The sequence below is a fragment of the Streptomyces sp. NBC_01296 genome, assembly GCF_035984415.1.
In the GTDB taxonomy this organism is placed as follows: Bacteria; Actinomycetota; Actinomycetes; order Streptomycetales; family Streptomycetaceae; genus Streptomyces.
The window spans coordinates 8,784,852-8,806,866 of sequence record NZ_CP130720.1; the positions used below are offsets into that span (position 1 = coordinate 8,784,852).

Consider the following 22,015-nt stretch of genomic DNA (forward strand, 5'->3'; position numbering starts at 1 on the left):
CGCTAACCTCAGGGATCGCAATGACAGCCGTGCATCTCATGCGGTGAAGACGGGGGAACTATGGACGTTGCGGTAGGCGCGGAAGGCCCAGACGGGGAGAACCAACTCCGTTCGCTTCGGGACTGGTTAGCTGATTCTCAGGAGTTACGGGGGCGGGTCGAAGGGGTGGAGCGGCCACCGGAGACCGGCACGCTGGGGCCGGTGCTTGACGCGCTGTCGGTCGCACTCGGCCCGGCTGGTGCGGTGAGCGCGTTCGCCACCGGTCTCATCGCCTGGCTGCGCACCCGCCGTGGAGATGTGCACATCAGGGTGACGCTCCCGGACCGCAGTTCGCTGGAGCTGGCCGCGAAGCGAGTATCCGGTCTCGACGCCAATGCTCTGCAGCAGCAAGTGGCCGAAGTCACTAACCTGTTGAGTCGACAACAAGAGGGCGCGGGCGAGCCCGAGCCCGAGCGTCGTGAGCTGCCGTGACGGACCTGTCCGGCGCGGGAGTACGGGTCCTGCTGATCGCGACCGCCACGCACGAAGGCCCCCTGCTGACATCGGTACCCGCGGTCGCCACCTCCTGCCAGGATCTGCGCACGGCCTTGATCGAACGCTGCGGAGTGCGGCCCGACCGCCTGCGCACGCTACTCGACCCGGCCGACGCGCGGACCATGGCGCGGGCCGTCACCGAGGAGGCGCAGCGAGCGGACACCGTGCTGCTGGTCTACTTCATCGGGCACGGTCTGCTCGGCCCGGACGGAGAGCTGTACCTGGCAGCCACCGGCACCGACCGCCTCACCCCCGGGATGGCCGAGCACCAGGCGCTGTCGTTCTCCTCCCTGCGGCAGGCACTGGAGGCGAGCCGGGCGTCGTCCGTAGTCGTCGTACTCGACTGCTGCTTCTCCGGACGGGCTTCTTTGAACGGCAGCCCGTCCCTGCCCGCGTTCACGATGACGCCCGCGCACGGCATGTACCTCATGGGGTCCGCGGAACAGCTGGCCCTCGCGCCTCCTGGCGCCGCACACACCGCGTTCACCGGCGCGCTCATCGAGCTGCTGACGCACGGCGACCCGCGCGGGCTCCAGCAGCTGACCCTGGACGCCGTGTTCGACGGGGTTTTCCGGGCGATGAGTGACCGACAGGGGCCGCTGCCCCGGCGCCAGGCAGGGGACCGCTCGGGACAGCTCGTCATCGCACCGAACCCGGCAGTGCCTGCGCAGCCGGGGCCTCCAGAGGACTTGGAGCCCGCGCCCGGCCGCTGCCCGTATCTGGGCCTGGACGCCTTCGGGGTGGACGACGCCGACGTGTACTTCGGGCGCGACGGCATGACGGAGCGGGTGTTCGCCGCACTGACGGAGGTGGCCGGGGCGGATGAGCCGGGCCCGCTGGTTCTGGTGGGCCCGTCCGGTTCAGGAAAGACCTCCCTACTCAACGCCGGTCTCACGGCCGGCCTGCACGAGCGAGGATTGCTCGGCACCGCCTCCTGGCTCCCCCTGCGGCTCACCCCCGGCAGGAGCCCGCTCCGGCGCCTGGCAGCGCAGTTCGACACCGGCCCCGAGGCTGTCGATCGGATGTGGGAGGACCCCGACCACGCGGCCGAGCTGGCCGAACGGCTGCTGACCGACCGGCCGGAGCAGCGGCTGATCGTCCTCGTCGACCAGCTGGAGGAACTGTTCACGCTGTGCCCGGACACCTCGGAGCGCACCGCGTTCCTACGGTCGGTGACTGCCCTGGCCCGGCTCTCGGGAGGGGACCGGCCGCGGGCGCTGGTGGTGCTCGCGCTCCGGGCGGACTTCTACGGCCAGGCGGCCGCGCACCCCGAACTGCTCGCCGCTCTGCGCGACAACCAGCTGTTGGTCGAGCCGATGACCCCCGACGAACTCCACGCCGCCGTCGACGGACCGGCCGCCGCCGCAGGGCTGGTCCTCGACGAGGGCCTCGCCGACGTGATCCTGCACGAGTTCGGCGCAACGACCGACCGGCAACCGGCCGCGGGGGCGCTGCCACTGCTGTCCCATGTCCTGTGGGCGACCTGGCTGCGCCGCGCCGGATCACGGCTCACCGTCGCCCAATACCGTGCCGCCGGCGGCATTGCGGAGGCGATCAAGACCACCGCCGACGACACGTACGACGGACTCGACCGGCAGGGCCGGGAAGCCGTACGTCTCATGCTGCCCCGGCTGGTACGCGTAGGAGAGGACTCCGCCGACACGGCCCAGCCCGTGGACCGCTCTGCGCTCCTGCACGGCCTGCCCGACCTGCCGGCCGCACAGCAGGCCATCGACCGGTTCACCAGGGCCCGCCTGCTCACCCTCGACCACGACTCCGCCCGCATCAGCCATGAAGCACTGCTGCGCGCCTGGCCCCAGCTGACGGAGTGGGTCGACGCGGACCGGGACTGGCTGCGCGCCCGCCAGCAACTCGCCGCCGACGCCCGGGCATGGGAGCGGGCCGGGCGGGAGTCCTCGTTGCTGTACCGGGGGAGCAGGCTGGCCGCCGTACGGGAACGCGCCGCGTCGTCACCGGCGAGCGCGGTCGAGCCCGAGTCCGTGCTCGCCGAGTTCGTGGACGCCTCTTGGCGGCAGGAGCGCCGAGGTGTGCGCCGGGCCCGGATCGCCGTGGCGTTCCTCATGGCCCTGGTCATGCTCGCCACATCCGGGCTGATCGGTTCCGTGATCTTCCAGCAGCGGGCCGAGCGGGCGGGCGAACGCGACCTGGCCCGGTACCTCGCCGCCGAGGCCGAGGAACTCCGCGACCAGCAGCCCGGTCTGGCAAAGCAGCTGAGCCTGGTCTCGTACCGGACGAACAAGGACGCGGGGCGCGGCGCGCTGCTCAACAGTCGGCGCACTCCTGGTGTGATAGACGCAGAGGAGCCGGCCCAGGACCTCGCCTACAGCGGTGACGGCCACATCCTCGCGATCTCCGTCGGTAACGCGATCGAGCTGCGCTACCCGGGCGGCTCCGCACGGGTCGAAGCAGGCGTGATCGGCCCGGTCACGATCAGCCGGGACGGTCGGACACTCGCTGCGGTCACCTACGACGAGCGTCGGCCGAAAACGGCGTCGGTGCGGCTGTGGGACATATCGGATCCCGACCAGCCAAAGCAGACCGCCGCGCCGCAGCTGGACGACACCGTCCACGCGCTCGCCCTGAGTACGGACGGCAAGACCCTGTACGGGGGCCTGACGACCGGTGAGATCCGCGTCTGGGACATCGGCGACCGGGCGGCGCCGAAGCCCCTTCCCACCCTCAGCGGCCATTCCGCGCGGATCGACTCCCTGGCCGTGTCCCCCAAGCGTGATCTGCTCGCCAGCATGAGCACGGACGGCCGGATCCAGCTCTGGAGGGCGGCCGACTCCGGACGCCCCGAGCGCGTCGCCGTGATCGAGGGGGCGAAGTACGACCGCAGCATTCTCGTGAACCCCAGGCCGCTGCACCGGGTGGCCTTCAACCCCGACGGACAGATGCTCGCGGCTCCGGTCGCCGTGAAGAACGGGGACGAGCTCGGGCTGTGGCAGCTGGATGCGCCCGACACGCCCCGAAGGGTGGAAAAGAAGAAGGACGACTCGACGAGCGACATATCCAGCCCCTGCTACGAGGGCCTGAATTCCATCGCGTTCAGCCCGATCCGCGAGTACGTCGTCGGGGTCTGCGCCGGCACCTGGCAGGTGTCGATCTACCAGAAGGACCTCCTTCCCGGCGCGATTCTGTCCGGGGCGTCGGGCAGCAGCGGGGGAGGCTCCGACGAGGTGGGGATGGTTCTGTTCGACCCCGCCAACCCCCGCAGACTGTTGCAGGCCACCGACCACGGCGTGCACGTCTTCTACCTCAACAACTCAGCCCAGCCGGGTGCCGAGGCATTCCTTCCGGCGACGCCCGGAACCGGAGGCCAGGTCGACTACCGGATGGCGGGTAAGAAGCCACTGATCGCCCTTCAAGGAGTGGGCGTGAACTACCTGTGGGACGCGACGGAGATGCCGGACGCGGCCACACTCCTCACCACGACCCGCTCCCCCGACATGTTCACCGGAGCGGACATCGCCCTCAGCCCGGACGGACGCCTCCTCGCCGACGTCGAGGTGTACGAGGGCGGTGAGGCCGACAAGGACGGCAAGAAGCAGAAGAGCGTCGGCCTGCGACTGCGCAGCACCTCGGCGCCCTCGAAATCCGCACCGCTGGCCACCATCGACGAGTTGGACAACGGTGTGGCGGCGATCGCCTTCAGCCCCACCGAGCCCGTCCTGGCCGTGTCCGACATGAACGGCTGGAGAGACGGCAACCACAAGACACCGGTCGTACGGATCTACGACATCGCGAACCCCGAGCGTCCGCGGCAAATCGCCCGGATCGATGCGGCGACCACGATGCTCGACTTCTCCCCGGACGGCGAGTCACTCCTCCTCACCGATAGCCCCTTCGCCGACCCGCACGGCACCCGGCCCCAGCCCGCGGACGAGTTGGAGAGCTGGGACCTCACCGACCCCGCACATCCCGAGAAGCAGTGGGCGCGCCCGGTCGAGGCCGCAATCAGCTCGGTAAACATCGCGTTCCGGCCGGACGGGAAGCTGCTCGCCGTCTACGACAGCGGCGGCACACTGAGGCTGTGGCGCGTCGAGGAGCACCGGCTCACCGAGGAGCTCTCCCGCGCCTCCGTGAGCATCTACGGTAGCCCGATCGCCTTCAGCCCCGACGGAACCCACCTCGCCTTGATCGCGAAGAAGGCCGTGCTTGCCGACGACCGCCCCGAGATCTGGGATCTGACCGATCCGCAGAATCCCAGACGGAACTCCTACCTGCCAGGCTCATCGAGAGCCGCCGATTTCTACGCGCTCCAGTTCACCCCGGACGGCGAGTTCCTCGCCATCGTCAGGGCATCCGCAGGCGTAGAGCTATGGGACACCAACCCGGAACGGGTCATCGGCGACATCTGCGAATCGGCCGGCGATCCCATCACCCGGCAGGAATGGAACCACTACTTGCCCGACAAACCGTACGAGCCGCCGTGCCGTCCGTCCTAGCAGGGGAAAACGCCGCCCTCGACACCACCACGCCCCACCCTGACGCCCTGCTGAACCCGGTAGCCGCACTGCCCTATCCCTCCCACGTCCTCGCCACCCTTGCGGTACGGCTCACCAGCGACCTCACGCAAGTCCAACGCGACCAGACTGCCAGCGAAGCCGACCTTGCCACCTCGCTGTCCAGCCTCGGTATCCGGCTGTCGGAGGTGGGGCGGTGGGGGGAGGCTCTGGAAGCGGAGCTGGAGGCGGTGGAGATCCGTCGGCGGTTGGCGGACCCGGTCACCGGCAACCCCGCCGCTGCCCACGAACCCGACCTCGCTCACTCCTTGTACGTCTGGGCAGCCTTGCTGTTCTGGGGACAGCAAATCTCCGGTGCGTTGCAAGCCACAAATGAAGCAGTGGAAATCTACCGCAAGCTCATGTCGGCGCGGCCTGCCCAGCATCTCATTCTTTCGCCTCTGCGTGCGGTGTTGAGCTTGCAAGCAGAAATACTTGATGGTCTTGGTCGGTTCCAGGAGGCGAAGGCGATTCGCGTTTGGCTCGCAGCCAACCCCGAGCCGCCGGATTCCTCTAAATAGCCCTTTCCGGGAGACGAGTGCACCCCGCCAGCCGAATCCCCCCGGCGGCCGATGCCGGAATTCATGACGGGAGCCGCTCCTTTGGAGCGGCCGGCTTCCGTCCCAACGCTTCGGTGATCGAGCACTTCCCCGTACAAGGCAGTCCCGCCATCGCGATCACCACAGTGTCACCGTGGCACAGCCGGCGTGCCCCATGAAGGGGTGGGACCCTCAGCCCACCCCTTCAGCAACCACACCGCACCCTGGCGTCAGGTGGCCCATGTGGACTCGCTTTGCCGCAACCCGGTTCGTTCGCCCGGCTGACGCCGAACTGCTCTCGCCCTGCGACTCGCTCACGATCACCGCGTACGTCAGTTGCTCATGAATAGCTTCGCAGCACGGCCGAGCCGTGCAATCGGCGGCGCAGCCGCATCAAGTCGGTAAGGTCCGCGACATTTTTGAACCGGTTGAGAAGAAGATCGATCCGGTGATCGCCTGCCTCTCGCACCGCAATCGTGATGGCCTCGACAAGTTGTCCCGGATCATCAGGCATAGGGGAATTCTTGGCCGGTGAAGCCGTGGTTTACACCTGGCCATACGTACATGCGAAGAGTGCACTCTCCCGGGCCATTGGGATGCCGCCCTCGGACCCCGATCAGCTTCGACGCCGAGCACAGCAGGCCCCGGGGGTGCGGTCGCCCATCCTCCTCCAGTACCACTGGCGAACCCGGGCCGGCGGCCGGACCCCAGCGCACCGCCCTGATGCCGGCGTCCAGCTCATCGCCACACGCTGACGGGCTCACGCCTGGCTCCGGGTATGGCAACAGACCCAGCATCGGACCGCACGGGATGCGAGAAGAGGTCTCCGCCGGGATGTTCTCCGGCGCCATCGACGCCCACTGGCACGACCAGCTCGATACCCCCGCCTACGACGCGTTCTCCACCGAGCACGCGGGAGCGGTCGTGGGACACAGCCCGGAGTCCGGATCCGGCGGGATCGGGTGGGCGGCCGTGTACGAGGAGGCGTACGGGCCGCTGCCCGCGATCTGGTTCACCGACGAGCTCGGTCGCCTCGACGGCGAGGCCTTCGCTGCCTACCGGGAGACCGGCCGCGTCGAGGCGTCGTGGAACTGCGGTCCCGAGTTCGCCGGCGAGACCGCTCAGTGACCAGCACCGCGCCCACGGAGCCCCCGCTCGCGCGGGCGGGGGCTCTGCGCCTCTCCCAGAACCGCACCACCACTCCCGCCTTCGCCGGGTACGTGGAGGCCACCACTGCGCACTGCCCCTACCTCGGCCCGTCAGTGAACAACGGGCTGACGTACTGGACGACGTACGACATTGCGCCGGGCGCCGGGCTGTTCGATATCGAGGGCACCCTGTTCGCGGCGGCGGGTCGTCTGCACGGAGCGGGTTCGAATTCTGGCCAAAGGGCAGCGCGGTTATCTGGTGTGCGAGAACCTGGTCGTGCGTGGGGCCTCACGCTGTCACCTGGACTGGCCGCACTGGGCCCTGAAGAACCTCTACGGGTCCATCGGGCCGATGTTCGGCAAGTTCTGGGAGGGTGAGGAGGACACCAGCCGCTACGGCGCCGCCGTTCCCCTTCCCCCGGTGACGTTCCTGTCGATTCGTCCCGCCGTGCGTCCGCGTGACCCGCAGTTCCTGCAGAGCACACCTGTGCTGGCCGAGACCATCCGCGAGGCCCAGGACGACAGCCGCCACGTCTTCGACGGTCTTGAGCGCGACTGGGCCACGGTGCGGTCCTGGGCCGCCCGCCTGCCGAAGCCTTCGAAGGAGAGCATCCCTTGAGCACTCCCTCCCCGATTCCAGCCCCTGCACGGGCCGCCGCCACCGAGCACTGCGGCCGCGACCTGGTCCTCACCGAGATCACTGACCGGCGCGGCTCTGCCGTCTGGAAGGCCGCCGGCCACAAGGGCGCCGCCGCTGTGAAGGTCGGCCGCGGCGACGGCGTCGAGATCACCGCCCGCGAGGCCGCCGCTCTCGCCGCCCTGAACACCGATTACTTCGTGGGTGGCGGTGTCACCCACGGTTTGGCCTGGCTGCTGACCGACTGGCTCGAGGGCCCCTCCACGTGGGAGGTCTTTGGCCCCGTCCGGGCGGGTGGCGTCGACCGGGAGCAGGCTGTGGCCGCGGCCGCCGACCTGTGCGCGGCCGTCGCCGGCCTCCACGCATCGGGCTGGGTGCACGCCGACCTCCAGCCCTCTCACGGCATCCACACCGACACTGGGGTCCAGCTCATCGATCTGGCCTGGGCCTGGCGGCCGGGCTGGGACCAGGGCATCAAGTTCAACGGTGGCCTGACGCACCTGCTCTCGCCCGAGCTCGCGGCCGCCATCCTCACCGGGGACAAGCCCGTCGCCGTCACCCGGGCCGCCGATGTGTACGCCCTCGCCGGGACTATCTGGACCTGCGCGACTGGGAGGTGGCCGCTGGACTACCAGGCCGCCGGGATCAGCCCGAAGACCTGCAGCCCGCACGAGCTGCGCCAGCACATCGCCACCGGCCGCGTCCCCGTCACGGCCGACCGGCCCTGGCCCGACCTACAGAACGTGCTGCTGCCCGTACTACTGGACGATCCAGCCAACCGGCCCACCGCCAGCGAACTCGGCAAAACGCTACAGGCCCCGTAAGGCACGTCGCTGCTTCGTAGCCCTCAGCCCGTCGCTCGGCCGAGCTAAACGACCGAGAGAGGCTTCCTGGCCGACATGGGGGACATCGGGGCCGTGATCTGCCATAGGGAGTCCTCCACCAGGTCCTGCCCCCTTGTGGGGGTAAGGCTGGTTCTGGGGCCGTACGAGGTGTGAAGCAGGAGCCGGAGCGGGGTTGAGGCCAGTCATGGAACCGATGCTGGCGCAGGCTATGGGTTCGGGAGGCACTCTCTATGGTGGACGGGAGGCCCTGGAGCAGGAGCCTGGCGACAGGGGGGCCCTAGGCCTTTCGTACTGTGCCCAGGCGTCTCAGGCAGGTGCAAGTACCGGCCGACTGCCTGTCCGTGTGCTGGTCGCTCGCTTCACCGCCATACCTCCGTTACGTCTGCCTGGGTAGTGCTGCTGTTTCCTTCCGGGGCATAGCTGATCTTCCATAGGTCTGTCGTAGCGTTGATTTGCCCGACGGCGTATCCGTCGATTCTCTCGACTGCCGGGTTCTCGGCAGTCCTGCAGTCGTAGTTCATGCGCTCTCCACTGATGATGTTGGCGGCTCCGCCGTTGTAGACGCAGCGGAAGCTCTGGGATCCTCCGGACGGATACTTGAGAGCGATTGCCCATGGGTATCCCTCGCCGGGAGAGACGTCAGTCGGACGGGGCTGGCGGTCGATGGTGGGATCGTCAACTATCCAAACTTTCTTCTCCCATGGCGACGCCAGGCAGGCTGCCCTGCGGGGGAGTCCTGACACGGGGTAGACGAATGGCCAGCATGGATCCCTAATGGCCTCGTTAGAGAAGCATCGCAGCGCGTCGGGGTCGCTGCTCACGCGGCTGTTCTGGCACTTGGCTGCTCCGTGACCGTCTTCTTGGTATGGCGGAAGGAGCGATCCGTCGCTCCGGAAGAGGCGGAGGAGGTGAACTTCTGTGCGATCCGGCTCCTTGGGTGGGTCTCCCGCCAGTTGGAGAACAGCCACGACAAGCCCGGCGATTGTGGCAACACCCGCGCTGATCTCAAGCCATCGGACCCATGGCTTCGTGCGGCGCTGATGACTACTCGCTCCCGCATCTGAATTCAGGGAGTCTGTACCGTTTCCATCCTCCATGAGCTAATCATTGCGGAACACCAGGGAATGAGCTGGCAGGCTGACCTGACATGCCGATGGGCCTCGCAACGGCCGGTCGCGCCGGCACTAATCGAACGCGTCCGGCCCTCACCGCCGCCGCGCGAAGGGTCTGCGGATGGCAGTGCTCGGCTGACACCCAAGAGCTCACCCCCTGAGTCCTGAGGACGGGCCGGCCCGGCGGCCTGGAGGAAACGGGGCGACTGGCGCAGGCGCAGGGGCGTGATCACGATTCCGGGTGTTACTGCCAGAAGATTCGTTCGATGACGATCTGGGGGTCTGCGGTGCGGTGGGTGAAGGTGTAGCGGAGCCAGCCGTGGCCGTGGTCGAAGTACAGGATGTGCGCGCCGCGGGGCTCGGTGGAGCGGGCGGGTTCGATGCTGACGCTCGTCGTGTCGAGATGGTCGTCGCGGTAGGGGTGGCGGGAGGTCTTCAGCTCGGTGACGGCGTCGATGATCAGGTCTCGCACGCGGGTGTGCAGAGCGTCGCGGTACTCGGCGGCCAGCTTGGTCCAGTCCGCGGCCCAGGGCGGGCCGGTGAACTCTGCGCTCACTCGCCGGGCCCGAGCGAAGCCATCTGGTGGTGGATTCGGGAGGCTTCTTCCAGGAGATCCCTGGCCTTGTCGGGATCGGCGCACTCGGCGGCCCGCTGCTCAAGATCACGCACGTGGTGGTCGAGATCGGGATCCCGGGCGAGGGCGTACTCGCCCCACCAGCGCGCCAGGAAAGCGGGGCCGGCACCGATGTCGTACGTGTCGGCGATCTTCGCCCGCCAGTTGGCCTCGAAGTCGGCCAGCAGCTGCGGCGCGTGGGTGGCGATCGCGGCACGCAGCGCGGGGATGCTGCGCTCCGGCATCGGGGGGATGCCTCGGGAGGGCCCGGGGGCGGTGGTCATGATTGCGTCCTCTCCGCTCGTCGCCCTCCACGATAGTGCGCGCCACGGCGGGACCGGAGGCGATTCCTGCTACGGCTGTTCAGCGTGGTTCCCGATAGCCCGCGAGCCCCAGCGGGTGGGGCAGGAGGGTGTGGAGTTCGTCGGGACCGGGGAGCTCGGAGAGGTAGAAGCGGTAGTGCTCGCCGTCTGCTGGGCGGACCGTGACGTTCTTGCCAGCAGCTGTGCCGGCCTCGAGCGCGGCCAGGACGTCCTGCGGATGGTCCGCCAGGACAGCGGTGTGGAAGCAGGCGGCCGCACCGAGGTCGAGGGCGCGCCGGACCGCCCGCGCTCTTCCCCCAACCGCCCACCCACCAAGGCCGCCTCGACCCGCGCAGCATCCCAGACCTACTCCCGGACGCCTGGACAGCGCCACTGAGCGAACTGGACGGGCCCCTGCGGCTCCTGCAGCGCGACGCCGCTATCCGGCCCTGGTCCAGATGGCCCGCGGTGGATCACGAACCGGGGCCGCCCGCTACCTCGGAATCCCGCCCGGAACTCTGGAGTCCACCACCCTCCGGATCCGCACCTGGCAAGAACAGCCAGGCAACGCCCAGGCGTACCAGGCAGCACTTCACCACATCGCGGAGATCGCCTCCCGCACGGGTGCCTGAGACGGCCGCTGGAACTGGTTTGGCGCGGCAGGCCGCAGAAAAGCAAGTGCCAGGGCATGAGCTATGCAGGCAGGATGCCCGCATGTCTACCGAAGTCAGCGGGATGATCGAGTGTCGACCAGGTGCCCGCCTATGGGGCCCCGAAGACGAGGACTCCGCATGGCGCGCCGCCATCGACCTTTTCCTGCTCAACAATGGCAACGCCTACGAAGCCCTCGCCTGCCTTTTCGGTATCCGCAACTACATCGGCTTTCGCCCCTTGGCCGAAGGCCGTGGCCTTCCGAGCGACACATCCGAGGGGCTGCGGACCGAATACGCCGCGTACGGCGGACCTCCTGACGTCCACGGCACAACGTGGATCACCTGGGCCGAGCTGGCCGCCGCCGACTGGCGAGAAACAGACAGCTCGGGCACGCGGAGCCGAGAATCGGTTGCAGGAGACGAAACCCACTGGGGACCAGTCTGGAGCGTGATGCGAACACTCAGCGAAGTGCACGGAGCGGAACATGTGCGACTTGTTGCCTGGTTCCACTGACCTCGATTCCGCGGCGAAGCGCCGCTTGTCCGAAGGGAGGCAGCCGTGACCGAACGCGACGTCATGCTCAACGAACTCGCGCAGGGGTTGCGCCCGATGTCACAGGGCATCGAATGGTTCGACGCACTTGGCCCGGAGGAACAGTCCGAGGCATTGCTGTTCCTACGCCACCACTGTGTCCAGGCGCGCGCCACCACCGAGGACGGACCGGAGAGCGTCCGCCGCGCCGGGCTGCGCCCGACGCACACACCCGCGGTCCTGATTACCCGCGGCCGGATTGAGCACCAGTTGGGGAAGATCGCCTCTCTCACGCCCCTCGATGAACGCCGCAAGGCGTTCCGGCTGCTGGTCGCGGTCCTCGCGATCGCCGACGGACGACGGCGCGAACGCTTCTGCTCCGACGGGTGCGGTCACTGGTGGCACAGGCTATCCGCCACTGGCTGATCCCTCCGCCGGCGCTGGGCACGACGCTGCTCCTGATACCGACGCGCGCCTGGCCAGCCACCCGGCGGCAGCAACTCGTCATTACCGCGGCCGCGCGGTGGGATGCCGATTTACATGAGGGTGACGCGCATCCCGCCCTCGGCCAGCACCTCGAGTACGGTGGCCACCAGGTCGTACGACTCGCCGTTCGGCGCCAAGACGCGGGACAGGTACCCGGCTGCGGTTGCGGCATCCCGCCAGAGCAGGGTTGCGGGGGCGGTGTAGCCGAAGTTGCCGCGCAGACAGTCGACGAGGGCGTCCAGGCAGCCGCCGAAGTAGCCGCCCGGTCCGTTGACAGCCTCGCCGAGTGCCAGGTAGAGGCCCGGTTCATCGGTGATGTGTCGGCCGTCCAGCTCGTACATGCGTCCGGCCGCCCGGTCGTGGTGCTCGAGCCGGCAGCCCCGCTCACGGACGAGGTCGAGCCAGGCCCCGCGTTGCCGGGTGTCGAGGCTTGCCCAGGCGCCAGGAGCGTCCGGTGGTCCGGCCAGCCAGCGCTCCCAGATGGGCCGCGCGTACCCCGGTACAGGTTCGAAGTGCTCACCGTCGAGTTCCAGATCGATCAGATCCGTCCGATGGGAGGACGGGCGCCACGTGCGGACCTTGGGCCGCAGCAGACGGTCGGTGAGCTGCTCGCCCCGGTCGTCCCGTATCTCCAGCCAGGCCTCCTCCAGGTCCAGTGCCCGCCGGGTGCCCGTCGCCAGTGCCCGCCGCAGTCGGTCACCCGGGGCGAGCCCGCGCAAGATGAGCGGGGACGCTGCGTGCTCGGGCGGCAGGACGCGCGGCAACTCCCGGCAGGAGCCCAGCCACTGGTACCCGTTGTGCAGTCGGACAGGAGCCCTGTGTCCCTCGGGCGGCCCCTCATAGTCGTCCAGACCATTGATCACGAGAGCGTCCGTTCCCGGGTATGGTCCGAGGCTTTCCGCGTCCTCCAGGAGCCAGGCGTCAAGCGTCCTGTCTTCCGGCACCAGCCACACTCGGCTGCCGACCCAGCCTCGTACCTCGGCTCCGTCGGGGACCCAGCCGAACAGTTCGTACGTCCCGCGCCGCGGCTCCCTGAATAGTCCCTCGGCCTCGGCGCAGGTGCCCCAGACATGGCCGTCCCCTGTGTCCGTCAGCGTGTACCGTCCCTGCCCGCGATGGTCCCTGTCCTTATGCACGGTGGGAATCATGCCCGGACGAGGAGTAGACCGTGAAGCCCTTTTCGTGGCCGGTCAGGGCGACTCGAGGCTGAGCGCTCCAACTGGCGGATGGTGCCAACTGAACCGCTCAGGCACACGTGTGACTGAGCGGTTCAGTTGGCCCGGGTGAGCGGCGTAGGTGGCCCGGTCATGTCAGAGGTGGCTGGCACGATGCTCCGCATGGATCTCGTACACCTGCTCGACGGCCTGGATATCCGCCACTGGTCTTCCCTCTCCCATGCGTATGGCAGCGCGGAGGACATTCCCGATCTGCTGCGGGCTCTGACCGGCGCCGACGCGGATGCGGCGGATGAGGCGTTGTCCGAGCTGTACGGGAGCGTTCTGCACCAGGGGACGGTCTACGCCGCCAGCGCGGAGGCGGTGCCGTTCCTGGCCGGGATCGCGGCGGCCGGCCACCGCACGGCAGACGTCCTGGCGCTGCTCGGCGGCATGGCGGAGAGCGAGGACGAGTACGGCGTGGCACCGGGCGCGGTCCGGGCGGCCGTGGCGGACCGGCTCCCGTTGCTACTGCCCCTGTTGGCCTCCCCGGAGCCGGAGGTCCGCCGGACCGCGGCCTGGGCGGTGTCCCACACCCGCGCGACCGCGATTGCGCTCCCCGCCCTCCGCGCGCGCTTGGACGAGGAACCCGAACCCGCCGCGCGCGCCGAGGTTCTGGCCGGGATCGCACGGCTCGACCCGCAGGGCGGAGCGGCGGCTGCCGCCGCCGTCCTGGACCCGTCCCAGCCAGCCGAGGTGCGCATGGCCGCCGTCTTCGCCTCCCTCGACGCAGGCGCTCCGTGGACCGAACCCATGCACACGACGATGCTGTCCCTTCTACCCGCCGACCCCCTGCGCTCCGATCTCGACCTCAAACGCGGCGAGCCGCTGGCCGCCGTCATCGAGGCACTCCTGGGCCGGGGCCGCCGCAAGGAGCGCAAGGTGGCGTTCGCACTGATCGACGCAGCCCTGCACGACGGTCGGGCCGAGGTGCGGGCCGAAGGCCTCTGGGCGGCCGACCGCGCCTGCATGCTCTCCCGCAGTGCCCCGCGGCGACTGGTATGGAACCTGCGAGCGGCGGCCGTCGACGAGGAGTCGGTGGTAGCCACGTCGTCCCTCCTGGGCCGGCTGGGCAGCGTCGCCGCACCGGCCGCGGACATCCTCGCCCCCCTCGCCGGACGGAACCCGGACCACGACGACGACCATGCGGACCGGGCCCTGGCCGCACTCGTACAGGTTGCGCCCGCGCAGTCGGCCCCGCTCCTGGCCGCCGGCCTCGGGCGGCGCCCGCGGGCCCTCGACGCCGCCGCCGGGTTCCGCAGCCCGGAGGACTCCGCCTTCCCGTACAACGGCGAACTCCTCGACGCGGTCCGCGACCGCCTTGCCCAGCCCGAGGCCCTGAGCGGCAACGAACCCTGGCAGCTGACGAACCTGCTGGCGGGGTGGGGCGCCGAGGCAGCGCCGGCGTTGCCCGAGCTGTGCGCGGCGCTCCCGCACTTTCCCGGCCAGGCCGCCCGAGCCATCGCTTCCGTCGCCGCCGACTGCGCCCCGACGGACCGCGCCCGGGCCGTCACGTCGTTGCGGGCGGTGGCGGCCGAGCAGGCAGTCCTCCCCGCGGCGAAGGCCCTGCACGACCTCGACGGCGAGATCGCGCCCCTGCTGCACTGCCTCGAACACGACCTCCGGCGTGGTGCCAGCCAGCTCAGGGAGGCCGCCAAGATGGCCGGTGCGCTCGGTCCCCGGGGAGCGGCGCTTGCGCCTGCCCTGCGCGAGGCGCTCAGCGGCACGGACGGCAACACCACGCCTGCGCTGGATACGGACACGGCCCTCGCTGAGGCTCTGTGGCGCGTCACGGGGGACGCGGAAGGGGTGGTTGCCGTTCTGGACTCGGTCTTCGCGCGCGCCGAACAGAACCCCTGGTCCCGGTGGTCGGTGGTGCGGGCCGCCCGCACGACGGTCCTTCTCGGCTCCGCGGGACGGCCGCTCGCCGCCCGCCTGGAAGCCGCCCTTGACGACCCGGCACAGGCGCCGGCCGCGGTGCTGGCCCTCACGGCCGTGGCCGAACCCGCCTCGCTGGACCGCACCGCGCTCGCCGAGGCCGCCTTGCGGTCGGCCGAATCGGACGCCGATCCGACGGGTGCCTGCGACGCCCTGGAAGCACTCGGCCCCGAGGCATTGACCGGCGACCACGCGCGCCGACTTGCCGCTCTCGCCGTCGGCGACGCCCGGGTGGTCCGCTCGGGAGTCGAAGATCGCGTCATCCGCCAGGACGAAGCCCTCCGAAACCGCGCCCGGATACTCCTCACCGCCTGCCCGGACCCCGCGGCACCCTGACCTGCCGGGCATCGTCGGCCGCCTCGGCATCCGAACCAGGCCGCGCCCTGCACCATTCGTCCCGGACCGTGAGCGGCGTAGTTGGCCGGACGGGCCAACTACGCTGCTCAGCCACAGATCTCGTGACCGGGCATCCTGCTGTCTTCGCGTTGATTCCGGGCGTTGGCCTGCATCTGGGCAGCGCCCGCGCCGGCTGCTCGGCGGCGCCCTCGTCTCGGGAAGCGGGGCGCTGGAGGGCGGCTGCGGGCGGCCGACCTCGACGGCTGGGCCGTCGCGGCAGGGGTGCGTCGGGTGTGTTGCTGATCACACCCTAAAGCTCTGGGTTGCCGTCGACCCCGGACCAAGATTTTCGGTGAGTCCATGTTTAGGGATGTCAACTCGTCCGATTCGGAAGCGGACTGGATGCGTTCGGTGACGCGCCCATGTCAGGGCTTTGGCGGTGGTGCGACCTCGCAGCGTTATGCCGTTGCTGTGCCCACGTATCTGGCCGCGCCTATACGGGCGTTGGGCCCTCCGGATCTGTGGTGGACTACGTCATGGCGGCTTCGCTCCCGTTCCTTCCGGGGTGGAATGCTTCGGGTTCCGCGCGGGCCCGGAGAACCGGACACCCGGGGCGCCTGGTCCCTCCAGGCAGTCGAAGGAGGCGTGATGTCCATGGGATGTCACAGCCGGGAGAGCGGTCCGCCAGAGGTGCCGTGGTGGTGGAGAGCGCGCAGATTCGCCCACGACTGGGCGTATCCGGTGATGTTCTGCTACTACACGGCGGCCCTCATTGCAAAGGGGGTCACCCTCATGTTGTCGTCATGAGGGTGACCCCCTGACCTGGGGGTTACGCCCGTCGCTGCCAGCGGCGGGCGTCTTCCGTTTTTGCCGGAAAACGTCCCACTGCAGTTCTGGGAGGGGGCGGAACCGCATTGTCTATTCCGACCGGGGGTGGAATAGACAATGGGCTCACCATGGCACGTGTGACGTACAGATCGCCACCCATACCTGACGTCTCAGGTATGGGAATCCTGTGCGGCGGGCCCGCGTGCACTTTTCTGGACCGTAGCGGAGGAGACCCTGGTGGGCGGGGTGGACGGTGATGCATCCGGAGGCCGCGAGCAGCGCGGCGAGGGCCAGGGGCAGGGACCAGCGGCGCATGCCGCTACCGTGCCGCAGCCGACCCCGGCACTGGCCCTGACGGCCCTGCCGGGCCCCTCGGATGGATGATCCACGCCCGTCCCGCCGGGCCGTGTGGAGCCGGCCCGGCCGACCCTGGAAGAGGGACAAGCCGTGAGGGAGGCCCCGGGATGGTGCTCAGACCACCGGTCGAGCCGATGCTGCCGAGATACGGCGGATCGTCTGCACGACGAACGCCATTGAGTCTCGGCCGACCAGTGGCGCAGGACCTACGTCTGAACCCGGCGCCCGCCCTGCGTCAGGCAGGGCGGGCGCCGCCGGTGGTAGGCCCAGGCGAGAGCCAGAACGATCGGACCCCGCAGCAAGATCTTCCACCCCCGCTTTTGACCGCACCCTACTCGGACCGCCCAGCCGAACCCGCAGGGGCCTTTCCGCAGTCACAGATCCGCGACTGCTTGCCTGAACAGCCAAGAGCTTTCGGGCGTCAGGCGGTGACCAGGGCCGCGGTATCGACCCAGAGGGCCAGGACGCTGAGCGCGGCCAACTGCTCCAGCGCCTCATGTTGGGGAAGTTCGGGGAGTCCGTCATCGTGGCTGTTGGGGTTGCGGATCCCGGCGAAGAAGCCCTCCGTGAAGGCCGCAGCACCGCGGTGGACACTGCGGAAGGTGTCGCTTCCGTCGTTGTCCATCAGGCGCAGGCGGGGCTGCCCGGGTTTGGGATCGTCCTGGGAAAAGGCCTGCTGGAACAGCCTGGTCTCGCTCACGTCCTTGCGGCCGACCTTGTTCTGCGTCTCAGCGTTGACCTTTCGGGCGGCGGCCGTGACGGCCTCGCGGAAGTGCCCGCTCTGCCACAGCGGCCGCGCACCCTCCCACGCCCAGGGGTGCATCGCCGAGGCGTTCAGGTCTGGGGCATCGTCCCCCAGCCGCGCACGTACCTCGCCGTCGCGCTCCAGCACGGCCTCAGCTCGCTGGGCGGCCTCCCGGTGTCGACACCAGCGGTTGACGCGGCTGTCCGGTATCTCCGTGCGCCAGCCGGGAAGCACCCGGTCCAGGATCTGCTCGACCACCTGAGCGCTGGCCAGGATGTCCTTCTGATCCCCCCGGTTGGACATACGCGAGGTGATGAAGGTGACCCCCGGAGGGTCCGGCGGGTGGTACAGCGTGGTCAGCTCCAGGAACCGGGCCAGCTCCGCGCGAGCCCAGGCGATATCTGCAATGGAAATGGCCATGGCCGAATCCTGCACCCGGAGCCCACCGGCCGGGAACCGGAATTCCCGGATCGGTTCACACCACCAGGGTGCTGCGCCGCTCCAGCAGCACGACGTCGCGCCACAGGCCGTTGTGGCGGCCGATGCGTTCGCGGGTGCCCGGCCGCCCTCAGCATCGGTGCCGCGGTAGCCACCGACGGCTCCTCGAAGCGGCGGAGCCGCGACCGGGACGAGGGTCCGGTCGCGGCCCCACGCTGTCGTGCCCGCCCCGCACCCCACCCCACCGTTCTTCGAGTCACCCGAACCGGCGATGGCACCGCACCTGTTGCAGCGACTAGCGTTGGTGGTCCGCCCGCTGAGCTGTACAAACCGACTTTCCTCTGCCTCGCGCCACACCGTCTCCCCCAGAGAACCCGCTCTGCCAGGAGTGCCGCGCCCGGCTCCTAGAGTCACAGCAGAAGCCGGCTCACCCCGCAGCTTGACGTCGCGGGGCCTTCTGGCCGCATCGGGCGCGCCGGACCGCGCCCGGCGGGTGACGCTGGGGGCCAGGCCCGGAGCGGCGGTGAAGGAGGCCAACCCCGGGGGTCCTGGCCCCTCCCTTTGAGCCGATGCTCGCCCAGGCCGCCGAGTCCGTCCCCAGTCCCGGCGTCCTGGCGGGCGGCCTGGCCCTGGAGTAGAAGTTCGAGGGCGCCGGGCGCTGTTCGCCGACCGCACACGCAGGCTCGGGGGGAGTGCTCCTCGCTGACGGCAGCGGTCCGGGCCCAGTGTGGGTTCTCTTCAAGGGACGTCGGCCGATCCTCACTTGTCGCAGTGCTCGGCTGGTTCTTGCCGGGCCGGCGCGACGCCGACGTCCTCGCCATCCTTCCTCTCGTTTTCGGCCGCCCGAAGCCCGTCCGGGTCGCGCAACCACTGCTGCCCGTCGCTATCGAAGAACTGGACAGCGCGAATCGGTGCCCCGCCCTGCGCAATGCCGTAGCCCTTCAGGAAGTCGTCGATGGCACGAGGGGAGAAGATCAGCCGGGTGCAGGGCGGGATGGCATCGAAACCCATGAAAACCCATTCGTACTTATCGACACCCGCGTCCGGCGCATAGAACCAGAGGTCGACTCGGGTGACCGGGTCCAGCGAGCGATTCGCGACGATCACCGTCTCGCTCATACCGCTGGCGTCCTCGGTCCAGTAACTGACCCGTCCGGCCTGCTGCCGCCGGTCCCGCTCCAATTGCTTACGCGTAGCGTCCACGCTCGACGATGCCACCGTGGCGCTGAAGAACAGACCGATTGCCGCCGCGACAGCCGACAGGGCTGCCGCCCAGGGCGCCACGTCGTGGCCGAGGGAACGCGCCTGCCGTGGCGTTGCGCCGGCCGGGGTCCGCCGCCGGAGGGACGACAGCCGCCGTGCCCTGACGGTGCGGGAGGTCGCTCGATGCATGACAACAGCATCGGCCAGAAGTCGCAGCCCGGCCACCGGCTATGCGCCGAGTGCCTCAGCTGGCTGGCTCGGCCACTACAGCCTCACTGGCCGCGGTCCATACCGATCTGCTCGTGGACCAAAGTCAGGCGGAGGGTGCGCTCCAGTATGCCTGGCCCGGTTCGGGTCGGTGGGGGGCGAAGAGCTGGGAGACGGTCACGGGGGTGAGGCCGCGCCGCCTCAGACCGTCGATGATCCCGGGCACGGCGGGAACAGTGCCTGGGTACACGTCGTGCAAGAGGATGATCCCGTTGCGCTGGGCCCCTTGCAGGACACGGCTCGTGATGACCTCGGGATCGTGGTCGCGGTAATCCTTGGCTGTGACGGACCACAGGATCTGCGCGAGACCCAGGGAGCGGCAGACCTCGGCGACACTTGGGTTCGTCAGTCCCCGTGGTGGACGCATCAGGGTGGGAGTCCGGCCGGTGAGCTCCTTGACGCGTTCCTGGAGGAGCATGAGCTCGTGGCGGGTCTCCTCCGCCGATGCCTTGGTCAGGAGCCGGTGCGTCCAGGTGTGGTTGGCCAACTCGTGCCCCTCAGACGCCTCTCTCCGCACCAGGTCCGGACGGCGGGTCACATTCTTGCCCAGTAGGAAGAACGTCGCGTTGACCCCTTTGGCCTTGAGGATGTCCAGCAGTCGGGTCGTGTCGGGGCCGGGTCCTGCGTCGAAGGTCAGAGCGACGCACTGAGTCTTTTGGCAGTCGACCGGGTGTGGCTTCTGAGTAATCGGCAAGGGTGTCGCGCTCGGGGCCGGCCGTGAAACGCGAGAAGAAGCCGGAGGAGTCTTGGCGCCAGGGGCCGAAGCGGGCCGCGCCGAGCCACAGGCGCCAAGGACTACGGCCGCGGTTGCGGCGGCCGCTACACCAGTCAGGATTTTTCTAAGACGGCGGTGCGCGCTCATGCTCACAGGACTATCAGTATCAAGGTTACGAAACGCACGGCACCCGACACGGCGGAGGCAGCTGGCTCAGGAATGACGTCGTGCACGGTAGATGCGCGACGTCATGCGCAGGCCGTGGTGGATGTAGCCGGCCAGGCGAGCATGGCGGCCATCCGGGTGCGCAGCACACGGCTGGTGTGGGCGAGAGGGACGAGGGGTCCGGTCCCATGTGGTGACAGCCAGGGCAGTCGTGCGACAAGCCGACGGCTGCAGGCACTGGTCCGAGTGCCGTACCGCGGAAGGCGGGGACTGCTGTCCGGCGGCACCGTGGTGGTCAAACGCCAGGTCCGATTCCCGACAGACCAGTGGGGTCCAGCCGTGACGCAGACATCAGCCAGAGCGGGCAACCCGAGGGCACCGCAGCCCCGCTCCCGCAGATACCGGGCGATGGTTCGCGATGTCCAATGGCCCGCTGGCATCGCGGCGGCGTACACCGTTGCCCAGCTGTTGCTCGTCGTGCCGGGGGCGGGTCTGGGATGGGACGAGGCGGTCTATGTCAGCCAGGTCAGCCCGCATGCCCCCGCCGCGTTCTTCAGCGCCCCGCGGGCCCGTGGCATCTCCTTTCTTGTCGCTCCCGTAGTGGGGTTGACGGATTCGCTGGAGGCGCTCCGCGCCTATCTTGCCGTTCTCTCGGGCGCCGGTCTCCTGCTGTCGATGTGCGTATGGCGTCGGCTCCTCTCTCCCCGTGTCGCCGCTCTCGCGGGTGCGCTCTTCGCTGGCCTGTGGATCACCATGCTCTACGGCTCGCAGGCCATGCCCAACCTGTGGGTCGCGTACGGGGCGCTGATCGCGGTTGGCTGTTTCCTGAGAGCGGCGCAGGACCGTTCGGACCGTGCGGCGCTGGCCGGTCTCGGCGCAGCTGTGGCCTTCACCGCGCTCATGCGGCCGGGTGACGCGTTCTGGCTCCTCTTGCCGCTCTTTGGTGCCGCGTTGTCCGTTCGGGCGTGGCGGCGTCCGGCCGTGCTGCTCGTGCTGGTTGCGGGAGCGGTCCTCGGCAGCGCTGAATGGGTCATCGAGGCGTACCTCCGCTACGGCGGTCTCCCCGCCCGGCTCAGACGTGCGGGCGATATCCAGGGGCATTTCGGATGGCACCTTGCATTCGACGACCATGTGCGGGCGCTGCAGGGGCGGACCCTGTGCCGCCCCTGCAATGTGCCGTTGCGGGAACCGCTCTCCGCTGCATGGTGGTTCGTTCTGCCGCTGCTCACTGCAGGCGGCGTCGTGGCTGCGGCTCGCGCGCGCAAGACGGCCCTCATCCTTGTGCCGACGGTGGTCGGACTGTCCCTGGCGGTGCCGTACCTGCTCCTGGTCGGTTACGCGGCACCCCGCTTCTTGCTGCCTGCCTACTCGCTGCTCTCGCTCCCGGCGGCGCTGAGCCTGATGTGGCTGGCTGGTGCCGCGCGGCCACGCGCGGTCGTCGTCACCGCCTTGGTGCTGGCGCTGACCGCTCACCTGACCGTCCAATATCTAATCCTCGAAGCAGCGGTCTCCCGCAGCCGGTCGAGCCAGATGGCGTTCGGGCGGGTGGCCGCGGCACTCCGCCGCCAAGGGCTTCGCCCCCCATGTGTCGTCAGCGGGGAGGAAGCCGTCCGAGTCGCGTTCCGCTCCGGCTGCGCGTCCCGCCAGACCGGTGGCCACGACGGCAGCATCACCCCGGCCGAGATGGGGGTCACTGCGCGCAGCCGGCCTGTGGCTGTCCTCGTACGAGGCGACGCGCACCCACCTCCCTACGCCCGGGCCTGGCGGCCCCACCCCCTCCCCGCCCTGCCTGGCATCCCGGGCCTTCTTGCCTACCTCGGGCCTGCGACGCTGCCGGCCCCGGCCGGGAAGCAGCAGCATGCGCCGTAGAGCCTTGCGAGGA

At 69.4% G+C, this 22,015-nt stretch carries 19 protein-coding genes and 1 pseudogene; 11 read left to right on the forward strand and 9 right to left on the reverse strand.

Features of this window, described 5'->3' with window-relative positions:
- Nucleotides 1-60 precede the first annotated feature (60 nt).
- From OG299_RS40150 to OG299_RS40160, 3 genes are read left to right on the forward strand one after another with little or no spacing between them, the layout of a single operon-like run.
- Nucleotides 61-471 carry an effector-associated constant component EACC1 gene (locus OG299_RS40150; RefSeq protein WP_327364392.1) on the forward strand — a complete coding sequence of 137 codons (411 nt, stop codon included), beginning with the start codon at nt 61-63 and terminating at the stop codon, nt 469-471.
- The gene (locus OG299_RS40155; RefSeq protein WP_327364393.1) at nt 468-5,003 is read left to right on the forward strand and encodes a caspase, EACC1-associated type; all 4,536 of its coding nucleotides are present in this window, start codon (nt 468-470) and stop codon (nt 5,001-5,003) included. Before OG299_RS40150 ends, OG299_RS40155 begins: the two co-directional genes overlap by 4 nt.
- Nucleotides 4,988-5,581, forward strand: a complete 594-nt coding sequence (locus OG299_RS40160) for a tetratricopeptide repeat protein (protein WP_327364394.1) — start codon at nt 4,988-4,990, stop codon at nt 5,579-5,581. The genes OG299_RS40155 and OG299_RS40160 overlap by 16 nt, the downstream gene beginning before the upstream one ends.
- A 358-nt stretch (nt 5,582-5,939) precedes the next feature.
- Here OG299_RS40160 and OG299_RS40165 read toward each other — a convergent pair whose 3' ends face one another.
- Complete coding sequence (locus tag OG299_RS40165; protein WP_327364395.1) at nt 5,940-6,113, reverse strand: hypothetical protein; 174 nt, start codon at nt 6,111-6,113, stop codon at nt 5,940-5,942.
- A gap of 296 nt (nt 6,114-6,409) precedes the next feature.
- On the opposite strand from OG299_RS40165, the gene OG299_RS40170 reads away from it, so the two are divergent.
- The 3 genes from OG299_RS40170 to OG299_RS40180 all read left to right on the forward strand — a co-directional run bounded on the left by OG299_RS40170 (nt 6,410) and on the right by OG299_RS40180 (nt 8,208).
- Complete coding sequence (locus OG299_RS40170) at nt 6,410-6,727, forward strand: hypothetical protein (protein WP_327364396.1); 318 nt, start codon at nt 6,410-6,412, stop codon at nt 6,725-6,727.
- A 297-nt stretch (nt 6,728-7,024) separates the two neighbouring features.
- A complete protein-coding gene (locus tag OG299_RS40175) occupies nt 7,025-7,366 on the forward strand; it encodes a hypothetical protein (RefSeq protein WP_327364397.1) in 342 nt (113 codons plus the stop codon).
- Nucleotides 7,363-8,208: a serine/threonine-protein kinase gene (locus tag OG299_RS40180; protein ID WP_327364398.1), complete on the forward strand. Its 846-nt coding sequence runs from the start codon at nt 7,363-7,365 to the stop codon at nt 8,206-8,208. Before OG299_RS40175 ends, OG299_RS40180 begins: the two co-directional genes overlap by 4 nt.
- Before the next feature lie 380 nt (nt 8,209-8,588).
- Here OG299_RS40180 and OG299_RS40185 read toward each other — a convergent pair whose 3' ends face one another.
- The 3 genes from OG299_RS40185 to OG299_RS40195 all read right to left on the reverse strand — a co-directional run bounded on the left by OG299_RS40185 (nt 8,589) and on the right by OG299_RS40195 (nt 10,238).
- Entirely contained in the window at nt 8,589-9,326 is a 738-nt protein-coding gene (locus OG299_RS40185; protein WP_327364399.1) for a hypothetical protein, read from the reverse strand.
- A 259-nt stretch (nt 9,327-9,585) separates the two neighbouring features.
- Nucleotides 9,586-9,897, reverse strand: coding sequence for a hypothetical protein (locus tag OG299_RS40190; protein WP_327364400.1), 312 nt, complete (start codon nt 9,895-9,897; stop codon nt 9,586-9,588).
- Nucleotides 9,894-10,238, reverse strand: a complete 345-nt coding sequence (locus OG299_RS40195; RefSeq protein WP_327364401.1) for a hypothetical protein — start codon at nt 10,236-10,238, stop codon at nt 9,894-9,896. The genes OG299_RS40190 and OG299_RS40195 overlap by 4 nt, the downstream gene beginning before the upstream one ends.
- A 130-nt stretch (nt 10,239-10,368) precedes the next feature.
- Here OG299_RS40195 and OG299_RS40200 point away from each other — a divergent pair, with 130 nt between their 5' ends.
- The 3 genes from OG299_RS40200 to OG299_RS40210 all read left to right on the forward strand — a co-directional run bounded on the left by OG299_RS40200 (nt 10,369) and on the right by OG299_RS40210 (nt 11,867).
- The gene (locus OG299_RS40200) at nt 10,369-10,653 is read left to right on the forward strand and encodes a hypothetical protein (RefSeq protein ID WP_327364402.1); all 285 of its coding nucleotides are present in this window, start codon (nt 10,369-10,371) and stop codon (nt 10,651-10,653) included.
- Nucleotides 10,654-10,970: 317 nt separating this feature from the next.
- Entirely contained in the window at nt 10,971-11,423 is a 453-nt protein-coding gene (locus OG299_RS40205) for a hypothetical protein (protein WP_327364403.1), read from the forward strand.
- A 45-nt stretch (nt 11,424-11,468) separates the two neighbouring features.
- Nucleotides 11,469-11,867 (forward strand): DUF5958 family protein, encoded by a 399-nt coding sequence (locus tag OG299_RS40210; RefSeq protein ID WP_327364405.1) that lies wholly within the window; start codon nt 11,469-11,471, stop codon nt 11,865-11,867.
- A 110-nt stretch (nt 11,868-11,977) separates the two neighbouring features.
- Here OG299_RS40210 and OG299_RS40215 read toward each other — a convergent pair whose 3' ends face one another.
- Nucleotides 11,978-13,075 (reverse strand): barstar family protein, encoded by a 1,098-nt coding sequence (locus tag OG299_RS40215; RefSeq protein WP_327359935.1) that lies wholly within the window; start codon nt 13,073-13,075, stop codon nt 11,978-11,980.
- A 189-nt stretch (nt 13,076-13,264) separates the two neighbouring features.
- Between OG299_RS40215 and OG299_RS40220 the strand changes: the two genes are divergently transcribed.
- Nucleotides 13,265-15,415 carry a hypothetical protein gene (locus tag OG299_RS40220; RefSeq protein ID WP_327359934.1) on the forward strand — a complete coding sequence of 717 codons (2,151 nt, stop codon included), beginning with the start codon at nt 13,265-13,267 and terminating at the stop codon, nt 15,413-15,415.
- 1,606 nt (nt 15,416-17,021) lie between these two features.
- Here the strand turns inward: OG299_RS40220 and OG299_RS40225 are convergent.
- From OG299_RS40225 to OG299_RS40240, 4 genes and pseudogenes are all read right to left on the reverse strand, one after another.
- Nucleotides 17,022-17,765 (reverse strand): TIGR02391 family protein, encoded by a 744-nt coding sequence (locus OG299_RS40225; RefSeq protein WP_327359933.1) that lies wholly within the window; start codon nt 17,763-17,765, stop codon nt 17,022-17,024.
- 55 nt (nt 17,766-17,820) lie between these two features.
- Nucleotides 17,821-17,904: pseudogene (locus tag OG299_RS40230) on the reverse strand (GNAT family N-acetyltransferase); the annotation flags it as partial.
- 638 nt (nt 17,905-18,542) lie between these two features.
- Nucleotides 18,543-19,175 carry a hypothetical protein gene (locus OG299_RS40235; protein ID WP_327359932.1) on the reverse strand — a complete coding sequence of 211 codons (633 nt, stop codon included), beginning with the start codon at nt 19,173-19,175 and terminating at the stop codon, nt 18,543-18,545.
- A gap of 124 nt (nt 19,176-19,299) precedes the next feature.
- The gene (locus OG299_RS40240) at nt 19,300-20,115 is read right to left on the reverse strand and encodes a polysaccharide deacetylase family protein (protein ID WP_327359931.1); all 816 of its coding nucleotides are present in this window, start codon (nt 20,113-20,115) and stop codon (nt 19,300-19,302) included.
- 426 nt (nt 20,116-20,541) lie between these two features.
- On the opposite strand from OG299_RS40240, the gene OG299_RS40245 reads away from it, so the two are divergent.
- Entirely contained in the window at nt 20,542-22,002 is a 1,461-nt protein-coding gene (locus OG299_RS40245) for a hypothetical protein (RefSeq protein ID WP_327364406.1), read from the forward strand.
- Nucleotides 22,003-22,015 lie beyond the last annotated feature (13 nt).

Excerpts from the sequence above, each read along its gene's own strand:
- OG299_RS40150 (WP_327364392.1), top strand. The coding sequence starts at position 61 with ATGGACGTTGCGGTAGGCGCGGAAGGCCCAGACGGGGAGAACCAACTC.
- OG299_RS40165 (WP_327364395.1), bottom strand. The coding sequence starts at position 6,113 with ATGCCTGATGATCCGGGACAACTTGTCGAGGCCATCACGATTGCGGTG.
- OG299_RS40170 (WP_327364396.1), top strand. The coding sequence starts at position 6,410 with ATGCGAGAAGAGGTCTCCGCCGGGATGTTCTCCGGCGCCATCGACGCC.
- OG299_RS40185 (WP_327364399.1), bottom strand. The coding sequence starts at position 9,326 with ATGGAGGATGGAAACGGTACAGACTCCCTGAATTCAGATGCGGGAGCG.
- OG299_RS40195 (WP_327364401.1), bottom strand. The coding sequence starts at position 10,238 with ATGACCACCGCCCCCGGGCCCTCCCGAGGCATCCCCCCGATGCCGGAG.
- OG299_RS40205 (WP_327364403.1), top strand. The coding sequence starts at position 10,971 with ATGTCTACCGAAGTCAGCGGGATGATCGAGTGTCGACCAGGTGCCCGC.
- OG299_RS40215 (WP_327359935.1), bottom strand. The coding sequence starts at position 13,075 with ATGATTCCCACCGTGCATAAGGACAGGGACCATCGCGGGCAGGGACGG.
- OG299_RS40220 (WP_327359934.1), top strand. The coding sequence starts at position 13,265 with ATGGATCTCGTACACCTGCTCGACGGCCTGGATATCCGCCACTGGTCT.
- OG299_RS40225 (WP_327359933.1), bottom strand. The coding sequence starts at position 17,765 with ATGGCCATTTCCATTGCAGATATCGCCTGGGCTCGCGCGGAGCTGGCC.
- OG299_RS40235 (WP_327359932.1), bottom strand. The coding sequence starts at position 19,175 with ATGCATCGAGCGACCTCCCGCACCGTCAGGGCACGGCGGCTGTCGTCC.
- OG299_RS40240 (WP_327359931.1), bottom strand. The coding sequence starts at position 20,115 with ATGAGCGCGCACCGCCGTCTTAGAAAAATCCTGACTGGTGTAGCGGCC.
- OG299_RS40245 (WP_327364406.1), top strand. The coding sequence starts at position 20,542 with ATGGTTCGCGATGTCCAATGGCCCGCTGGCATCGCGGCGGCGTACACC.